Origin of the sequence: Halanaerobium saccharolyticum (assembly GCF_004362045.1) — a bacterium.
Classification (GTDB): domain Bacteria; phylum Bacillota; class Halanaerobiia; order Halanaerobiales; family Halanaerobiaceae; genus Halanaerobium; species Halanaerobium saccharolyticum_C.
Map to the genome: position 1 here is coordinate 1 of NZ_SNWX01000049.1, position 9,331 is coordinate 9,331.

Consider the following 9,331-nt stretch of genomic DNA (forward strand, 5'->3'; position numbering starts at 1 on the left):
TCACGATGGACACCCTTGTCTTCAGCTAGTGGTTGGCACTATTAACCCCCACATCAGACTTTCACTGATTAGCAAATATCCATGCCAGGCAAACCAAAAAAATATCCCGGATTCAATCCGGGATATACTGAAATGCTTTATTTCTCTTGTGCTTCTTCTTTGTGTACAATTTTTAATAACCAGCCTACAAGTTTATTTCTTAGTTCATCTACAATATCATAGACTACCGGTATAATTACCAGAGTCAGGAGGGTTGAAAAAAGAAGCCCTCCAATAACAACTATAGCCATTGGCTGCTGTGTTTCTGCTCCAGTACCGATTCCCACCGCTAGAGGAACTAAGGCAAGGGTAGTCGTCAGGGTGGTCATTAAAATTGGTCTGAGTCGAATTGGTGCAGCCTCCAGGATTGCTTCTCTGCGGCTCATGTGTTCCTTGCGGTTATTTATATAGTCAATCATTACAATTGCATTATTAACCACAATACCGACCAGCATAATTGCCCCAATTAAACCATTTACACTCAAAGCAGTACCTGTAATAATTAATCCCAGCACAGCTCCGATAATTGATAAGGGAACTGTAAACATTATTATCAAGGGATGAATCAGTGATTCAAACTGAGAAGCCATTACCATATAGACTAGAACTATTGCCAGAATTGCTGCTGTAAATAATTGATTAAAAGAACTGGCCATATCCTCAGCTTCACCACCATAAGTAATTGTATATCCTGATGGTAGATTCAGTTCTTCTGCCAGTACAGATTCTACATCACTCTGGACTTCACCCAGGGGCCGCTCGAATATATCAGCACTAATTGAAATATAACGCTGCTGATTTTCTCTGGCGATAGAAGAATAACCTGTTCCTTCTTCAATTACGGCCAGCTGTGATAGTGGTACATTGACTCCACTGGAAGCAAATAACTTAATATCAGAAAGATTTCTTAAAGAAGTACTTTCCTCATCCTTTAATTTTAGAATTATATCAATCTCTTCTCCTGATTCAGTCAGCTGACTGATAGTGCTGCCGCTGAGAGCCATATTAACATAGGAAATAATATCACTGTCTGTAAACCCATAATTCTGGGCCTGATTTTTATTGATTTTAACATGTATTTCTTCATTACCTTTTTCTAAGCTAACATCAGTGTTTCTAATCCCTTCAATCCCTGTTATTAAATTTTCGGCATTTTCACCCAGATTTAACAAACTATCCAGATCAGGTCCTTTAATTTGAGCTTCAATAGCGGTACCTCCCATTCCACCACCTCCCATCATTGAGGTCATAGCAGAAACATTAACTGAAGCCCCAGGAATATTTTTAGTTCTGCTTCTAATATCCTCGGCAATTGTTGATACATCTCTATCTCTTTCTGCCAGAGGCAGAAGTTCCACCGTTAAGTTAACACGACCACTGTTGACTCTGGAAGTTAAAAGGTCTATTTCTGGAATTTCTTCTATCCGTGAATAAAGATCCTGAGCCAATCGATTACTCATTTCGATTGTAGAGTTTCCTTCCATACTGGCAAAAACTCTAATAGTTCCCTGATCTGAGGAAGGCATATATTCTGTTTCCAGAGGTATAATATCCACTGCAATTCCTGCACCAAAGAGGATAAAGAAAATTATAAAAGCTGATACTATTTTATATCTGTGTTTTAGAGATTTATTGAGTACTTTTTGATAATACTTTACATACTTTTTCTTTTTTACACTCTCATCTGACTCATTTTGATTAACCTTTAGAACTTTAGAAGAAAGCATTGGAATAAAGGTTAAAGCAACAAATAAGGAGGCCAGAAGCGAAAATGTTACTGTCAGAGCCATCGGAGTAAACAGCTGGGCCAGTAAATCTTTAATAAAAATTACCGGAATAAATACTGCAACTGTTGTCAGAGTTGAGGCACTGATTGCCGTGGCTACTTCAGAAGCACCCTCTTTAGCTGCATTAAGCCTGCCCACTCCCAGAGCCCGATGTCGATATATATTTTCTAAAACAACAATTGAGTTATCAACCAGCATTCCTACTCCAAGTGCTATACCACCTAGAGTAATCAGGTTCAGGCTCAAATTAGCAAAATACATTAAGGCAAATGTTGCCAGCACAGAAATTGGAATTGCAGTAGCAATGACAAAGGTGCTGCTGAAGTTTCTTAAGAATATAAAAAGAATTATCACAGCTAAAATTCCACCAATCACAAAATTCTGCAGAACTGAAGCAATCGAATCTTCTATATACTGGGCATTATTACTGGTGATTTGAATATCTAATTCCGGCAGTTTATCACTTAATTCTGCAACTGTTTTTTTGACTTCATTGGCCACACTAACAGTATTACTGTCTCCCTGTTTCTGGATAGAAATACCTATACTTTCCTGACCATTGAGATAACTAATGCTGTTAACTTCCTGAAAATCATTTTCTAAGTCTGCCAGCAGAGTCAGCGGCACTTTATCTCCTCCGGCCGTAGTAATCTCTATTTCTTTGAGATTCTCAAAGTTCTCAAATTCCCCCAGAGCTCTAACTGAGAGTTCCTCATTACCGACCATCACAGTACCCAGACCTCCGGATTGATTACTTGCTCTTACAGCAGCAGCAATCTGATCCAGAGTCAGATTATAGGCAGCAAGCTGTTCTTGATCAGCATTAATTCTAATTTCTCTGCTTCTACCTCCAGAAATTTCTGCAGAAGCAACTCCAACAATCTGCTCCAGGCGAGGTTGAATTGTATCTTCTGCAATATTTTTTAATTCTACAGCACTACCTCCCGCTACTGCCAGTTCCATGATTGGCTGTGCATTTGGATCAAAATTCATTATTCTGGGTTCATCTGCACCATCAGGCAGTCTTGCCTCAATCCGGGAAATTAAGTCTCTGAGATCATTTTTAGCTTCAGTTAAATTTGTTCCATATTCAAATTCAAGAAAGACCATTGAACTGCCCTCGCTGCTGGTTGAATTCAGGCTGCTTAGACCATCAATTGTAGCAACTGTTGATTCCACCGGTCGCGTTATCAGTTCTTCCACCTCTTCGGGGGTGGCACCACTATAGGAAGTTCTGATCATTAAAAATGGAACTTCTAATTCTGGAGTTAAATCCATCGGCAGTCTGGTTAAAGCCAGGCCGCCAATTAAAACAACTGCCAGAATTATCATGGTTATGGTTACCGGTCTATTAACAGATATATCGGAAATCTTCATTATTCATCCACCCGCCTGACAACTTTAATTTTACTGCCATCACTTACGCTTTCCTTACCCAGAGTTACAACTTCTTCTCCGGCTTTTAGACCAGAACTTACAGCGACATTATCTTCATTTTCCAGAGATATTTCTAAATTACGCCTTTTGGCCTGACCGTTTTGAGCTACAAAAGCATAATAACCTTCACTATCCTCAAGCAGAGCATTCTGAGGTATAATTATCGAATTTTCTGCCCTATCAATTGCTAAAGATACCTGAGCAGTCATTCCTGCTTTAATTATATTATCAGGATTTGCAACTACTATTTGCACAGGAAAACTTCGTCGATCTGAAGCAGCTCGGGGAGATATATTTTTTATTTCTCCGGTAAATTCTTTTGCCAAAGCTGTAAAATCTACTTTTACCTGATCTCCGGGAATTATACTGTTAACATTTTTTTCACTCACATAGGCCATTAATTTAATCTGATCAATATTACTTATCACTGCTGCGGTGCTGTTTCCCAGCATTTGTCCTCTTTGAGCATTTATTTCAGCAACAATTCCTTTAATGGGGGAATTAATTTCTGTATAAGACTTTTGTAATTTAGCCTCTTCAAGTTGAGCTTCAGCCTGAGTTACCTGAGATTCCAGCTGTGCAATTTCTTCTCTGGTAGCCCCTGCTTTAGTCATTTCCAGGTTTTTTAAGGCAGATTGATAACTGCTTTGAGCAGCCACCAATTGATTATTTGCCTGATCAATTTCTTCCTGCGAAAGATATCCTTCCTCAAACAGCTGCTTTTGTCTTTCATAATTTTCTTTTCTCAATTTGAGTTCAGATTCTGCCTGTGCCAGCTGGGCTTCAAGCTTGGCTATTTCTTCTTCCCGGGGACGGTTTACTGCCTGCTGCAGACTGGCCTCAGCACTTTTGAGAGAGGCTTCTGCCTTAATAACACTAATTTGATTACTGCGAGCATCCATTTTAATCAAAAGATCTCCCTTCTCCACTCTATCACCAACATTAACCAGTACTTCAGTAACAACTTCCTGCACGCGGGGAGTTAAAGCAACCTCTTCGTAAGCTTCTGACTGAGCACTGACAGTTGAGTAAATATAAAAATCATCTTTTACTACCTCAACTGTTTCTACAGCCACTGCCTGTTTTTCAGTTGATTTTTCTACCTCTGTACCTGCAGGTCTCTGAGCTCCTCCTGGCCCCTGAGCATTAACAGTACTCAGAAAAATATTGTAAAGACCTGTGCCAGAACTTACAGCTCCCAGTAATGCAGCTAAAATTAAGGCAACTGCAATTAATTTATTTTCTTTAATCATTTTTATCATAATTTAACACCTCATTATTTATCTCTCTAATGTTATTATTTAAGAACATGGTCAGTTCCAATTCTGCAATAAAAACTTGATCCTCTGCCTGCTGATAATTAATTTCATTCTGCTGATAGGCCAGCTGCTGTTGAGTGTATTCTGTTTGATCAATAAATCCTGAATTATATTGAGCTTCGGCTAAATTAAGCTGTTTTTCAGCACTATTTAACTTTAATTGCGCACTTTCTCTATTGTTTATGGCACTGTTAAGTGAATTTAATTGACTTTCCAGAGCAAGTTTTTTCTTTTCTTTTAAGTTTTCCAGATTATCCTGAGCCAGTTTTAAATTTTCCTTTAAGTTCTCTTCATTTAATTCTCTCTGACCACCATCAAAAAGATCATAAGAAAAAGTAACTCCAACAGCTGATTTCTCTGTCGAATAATTATAACTTCCACTTAAATTAATCTCTGCTCTACCCTCATTTTGAAACCACTCCAGCTGTTTTTTCTGCAGAGATAAATTAATCAAAGCTGACTGTAGATCATAATCTGAGCTGAGCATTATTTGATATAACTTATTAAATTCATATTTTTGATAATTTATCAATTCTGACTGAAGTTTATTAAAATATTGATTATTATCAAAGTTGATGCTCATATTTTTATTTAATGAAAGTTCTAATTTAAATGATTCAAGCGCATTCTGATATTGATTTTTTAAATTTGAAACTTTAATTTCGGAATCCAGGAGATCTACTTTAGCCTGATTAAGCTCTGATTCGGAAATCTGCTGTAAGTTATAGAGTTCTTTTTTTTCAGATAGTGTTATTTTTGCTGTTTTTAACTGAAGTTCAGCATTTTTTCGACCCTGTTCAAGCCTAATTAGCTGTAAATAACTTTCCAGCCAGCTGGATAACTTATCTTCAATTAAAGAATTTAGATTATTTTTTTCCTTTAAAAGTTCCTGTTCCTGCTGATAATATTCTTTTTCTTTTTCAGTTGGAACACCGCTAAATAGGGGATAGGATATTATTGTCCCATAATCACTTTCTTCCTGATCATTATAGACTGCTTCCTGAGAAATGATGAGACCAGAAGCAAAACTTCTATTTATATTTAAAGTCGTATTTGCTCCACTACCCGTCATAGTATTATTAGTACTGTTCAATACTCCTGCTGCAGCCGCTGGATTCCCTGTGTCAATTACCTCATTATAATTTGCAGCTACCTCAATCTGCCATCCCTGTCGGGCTCTAATAGTCTTTAATTCTCTTTCCAGGCTGGCAATAGTATTTTGCTGCTGTCTGATTTCCAGATTATTATTTAATCCCTGTCTGATTGCTTTTTCTAAAGTCATCTCCTCTGCGGCCAGAGAAAAATTAAGCGAAAAAACAAACAGAAGAGAAATCAAAAGTATTAATACTATATTTTTATTTTTGTTCATTAATTGTCACCCCGGGTTCTAAATTCAATAGATCTGCAAGTTCCTCTTGAGCAAGATAATAGTTTAAATAAGCATTCTTTAACTGATATTCACTATTTACTAAGCTTGCCTCATACTGCAGTAAAGCTGTTTGAGTAACGCTTCCCAGTTCAAACTGTCTTTTAGTCTGCTGATACTGGCTTTCTGATCTTTCCAGATTATTTTCCATCAGTTCGATATTTTTTTCGGCCTGCTGTAAACTGAGATGGGCTTTGATAATTTCGTTTTCCAGATCCTCCTCTGCCTTTTCTAAAGAAATTTCTGCAGCCTGAAGTTCCAGTTCAGCAATTTTTTGCTCAGAACTGGAGGACTCAATTTTATTTTTCTGGAATTCCTTTTTTGCCAATTCCAAATTAAGTTCTGCTATTTTAATAGTATTACTCTCTGCTATACCCTTTTCTAAAGCCTCTTCTTCAGTGATCTCCCAGATTTCTGGTTCAGCAAGTTCTTCGATATCAATTTCCTTATTTTCAAGATTTAAAGCTGTTTTGAATTTAATTAAACTCTGTTCATAATTATCTTTTAAGTTTTCCAGTTCATTGCTGGCATTATTGTATTGATTTAATTGATCCAATAAGTCAATCCTGCTGAGCTGTGCCAGTTCAAATCTAGCCTGCATTTCATTATATAATCGCTCTTCGGCTCTTGTAGTTAATTCCTGGGCTTCAATTTCTTTTTGCAGCAGCCATAAATTTGTATACTGCTGAATAACTGATTTGATAATTTCGGCTTTACTATCCTGATAATTTTTTTGGGAGCTTAAATAGTTTTTATTTATTTCCAGGCTCTGAGTTTCAGTATAATTAAATTTATTCTGAAGCTCCAACTTTTTCAGATTTATTTCTGATTTTTGATAACTTATTTCCGTCAGTTTGAGGTCCATATTCTCACTTTTTGCTCTCTCCATTGCCTCTTCTAAACTTAATAATTCTGCTGCAGCTGCAGGTAAAGAAATAATTATTAAAAGTAAAAATATGATTCCAATTTTTTTAAAATTCATTTTCTTCCTCCTCCGATATTTCTAAATAAAATGCTGCTCCACCATCTTCATTTTCAGCCCAGATCTGGCCTCCATGTAATTCCACTAAAACTCTGCTGATTGCCAGACCCAATCCATATTCTCCATCATCACCTTTTTTAAATTTATCAAAGATATTTTTTAGATCTTCTTTTTTAATTTCAGGTCCATCATTCCAGAAACGAATTTGAATTATATTTTTTCCTACCTGAAATATTTTTTCCATCCTAACTCTAATTTTTTGGTCAGCATATTTAAACTGATTATCAATTATATTTTCTAGAATCACTTCGAATTTATCTCGATCTGCTCTTAAACTAATACTATCTGCAGTTAAAGACCAGTTAACATCTTTTCTTCTCCAGCTTAGTTTTTCCAGTTTCTGTTCCAAAAGCTGATTAAGATTAATATTTGTTAATTTCAGGTTCTGTCGGCTTAAGTATTCCATTTTGCTGATGTTAATTAAAGTTTTTACTCGTTTTTCCATTCTATAACTTTCTGCTTCCATAGCCTTTAGACTCCCCTGAAGATCATCACGCGGATAAATACCATCCTGCATTGACTGTACATAGGAGCGTAAAACCATAATTGGAGTTTTAATTTCATGAGAGATCTGCTGGATAAATTCCTGCTGCTTTTCGTCTCTTTCTACCAGCTGCTGTCTGAGCCACTCTATGGTATTGGCCAGCTCTCCAATCTCATCCTGACGTTCAATTTTTAAAGGTTGGTCCCATTCGCGATTTGCTATTTTTTTGACCTGTTTTTTTATAATCTGCAGAGATTTAGTTAAATACCTGGCCACAAAAATTGAAATCAACCAGGCCAAAATTAAAAATACCAGCAGTGAAATAATCAAACGGATTAAAAACTCCCTAAAAAAGCTGTCCCGATAGCGGCTCTGGAGATAGGAAACAATGACTCTGTTTTCACCCTCAACTTCTAAATCCTGATAAACATAATATATAATCTGATTGTTTGGTAAATGCAGTTTAGAGCGCTTTTGCTCATCATCACTGTTTAAAATATCTTCCTTTATTTTTTCTGCTGCAGTCAAACTCTCATTATCTAAAATTTGTCCCTCTTGATCAATTATAAAATGCCTCGGCACTCTTGCAAATCTAACAGGAGGTCCATTTTCAGGTGGCTTATTTGCTTTATTAAAAGATAAATCATCTGAAGTTAAATCCTGATTCAAATTATCAAAATGTCCTTCTTCTATAATATAAGCCTGGGTCTCCTCTAATCTATCATATTTCTCAGAAATAATTAGCGACTGCAAAATAAATGGTAGAGAAATTGAGTAAAGTAAAACTGCAATTACAAGAACAGCTCCAATAATCAACCAGATTTGAAAGGCAAGCGGCTTATTTTTCATCCAGGCCAGCAGTTTTTTCATTGCTTCACCATCCTGTAACCATATCCATATACTGTTTCTATTTTTATCTGTGGTAGTTTTTTTCGCAGTCTCCGCACAAGATCATCCACAACCCTGTCTGAACCATAATAATCATCTACCCAGACATTTTTTATTATTTGTTCTCTGGAAAGTGCATTTTGTAGATTATCAAATAAAAAGGTAAGTAAATCAAATTCTTTTGCTGTTAGCTCAATATCTTTATCTGTTTTTTTAAAGATCACTCTTCGTCCATTATAATCAATTATATAACCTGCATAGCTGGATAAGGAAGTGTCTTTCTTTTTACCGTAAATTCTTTTAAATAAATTCTTAACTCTAATTACCAGTTCCCGGGGTAAAAATGGTTTAGCCAGATAGTCATCACTTCCCTTTTCCAATCCAATTATCCGATCCAAATCTGCATCTCTGGCAGAAATGAAAATTACAGGTATTTCCTCATTTTCTTCTTTAATCTCTGAAATAAGCTGAAAACCATCTAGGTCAGGCAGCATAATATCCAAAATCCAGAGGTCTGGCTCTGCTGCTGTAATTTTAGCCTGAGCTTGTTTGCCGGCAGTAAAGCATTCTACCTCCCAGCCTTCCTTTTTTAAATAGGAACTCAATATATCATTCAAATTTTGATCATCTTCTACTAAATAAATTTTATAGGACATTTTTTCCTCCCTCTGCAAATAAGTTTACTAACTATAATTATTATACTATCAAAATATCAAAATTTCAGCAAAGAAATATGTGAAATTATGAAATAAATCGAGTAGGAGGGAAATAATTAGTTTATTCCCCGTCCTCTCACACCACCACAGCGTACCGTTCGGTACTGGGCGGTTCATTAAGAATTAATTACTTGTGCATATCTTTCCGTAAAACTAAAGTATCCCAGTTTCTTTAATAGCTGATTGGTAAAGG

At 36.3% G+C, this 9,331-nt stretch carries 6 protein-coding genes; all 6 read right to left on the reverse strand.

The window, feature by feature from the left end:
- Window positions 1–137: 137 nt before the first annotated feature.
- Genes DFR79_RS15585 through DFR79_RS15610 form a run of 6 tightly spaced genes read right to left on the reverse strand, consistent with a single transcriptional unit; the run spans window position 138 to window position 9,078 of the window.
- Entirely contained in the window at window positions 138–3,203 is a 3,066-nt protein-coding gene (locus DFR79_RS15585) for an efflux RND transporter permease subunit (RefSeq protein WP_133516390.1), read from the reverse strand.
- Entirely contained in the window at window positions 3,203–4,525 is a 1,323-nt protein-coding gene (locus DFR79_RS15590) for an efflux RND transporter periplasmic adaptor subunit (protein ID WP_133516391.1), read from the reverse strand. Before DFR79_RS15590 ends, DFR79_RS15585 begins: the two co-directional genes overlap by 1 nt.
- Window positions 4,509–5,951 carry a TolC family protein gene (locus tag DFR79_RS15595; protein WP_133516392.1) on the reverse strand — a complete coding sequence of 481 codons (1,443 nt, stop codon included), beginning with the start codon at window positions 5,949–5,951 and terminating at the stop codon, window positions 4,509–4,511. Before DFR79_RS15595 ends, DFR79_RS15590 begins: the two co-directional genes overlap by 17 nt.
- On the reverse strand, window positions 5,938–6,990 hold the full coding sequence (locus DFR79_RS15600; protein ID WP_133516393.1) for a TolC family protein: 1,053 nt from the start codon (window positions 6,988–6,990) through the stop codon (window positions 5,938–5,940). The genes DFR79_RS15595 and DFR79_RS15600 overlap by 14 nt, the downstream gene beginning before the upstream one ends.
- Entirely contained in the window at window positions 6,980–8,404 is a 1,425-nt protein-coding gene (locus tag DFR79_RS15605) for a sensor histidine kinase (RefSeq protein ID WP_133516394.1), read from the reverse strand. The genes DFR79_RS15600 and DFR79_RS15605 overlap by 11 nt, the downstream gene beginning before the upstream one ends.
- Window positions 8,401–9,078 (reverse strand): response regulator transcription factor, encoded by a 678-nt coding sequence (locus DFR79_RS15610; protein WP_133516395.1) that lies wholly within the window; start codon window positions 9,076–9,078, stop codon window positions 8,401–8,403. Before DFR79_RS15610 ends, DFR79_RS15605 begins: the two co-directional genes overlap by 4 nt.
- Between the last annotated feature and the right edge of the window lie 253 nt (window positions 9,079–9,331).

What these genes read in the sequence shown, in the direction of transcription:
- DFR79_RS15595 (WP_133516392.1), bottom strand. Translation starts at nt 5,951, where the DNA reads ATGAACAAAAATAAAAATATAGTATTAATACTTTTGATTTCTCTTCTG.
- DFR79_RS15600 (WP_133516393.1), bottom strand. Translation starts at nt 6,990, where the DNA reads ATGAATTTTAAAAAAATTGGAATCATATTTTTACTTTTAATAATTATT.
- DFR79_RS15610 (WP_133516395.1), bottom strand. Translation starts at nt 9,078, where the DNA reads ATGTCCTATAAAATTTATTTAGTAGAAGATGATCAAAATTTGAATGAT.
- DFR79_RS15585 (WP_133516390.1), bottom strand. Translation starts at nt 3,203, where the DNA reads ATGAAGATTTCCGATATATCTGTTAATAGACCGGTAACCATAACCATG.
- DFR79_RS15590 (WP_133516391.1), bottom strand. Translation starts at nt 4,525, where the DNA reads ATGATAAAAATGATTAAAGAAAATAAATTAATTGCAGTTGCCTTAATT.
- DFR79_RS15605 (WP_133516394.1), bottom strand. Translation starts at nt 8,404, where the DNA reads ATGAAAAAACTGCTGGCCTGGATGAAAAATAAGCCGCTTGCCTTTCAA.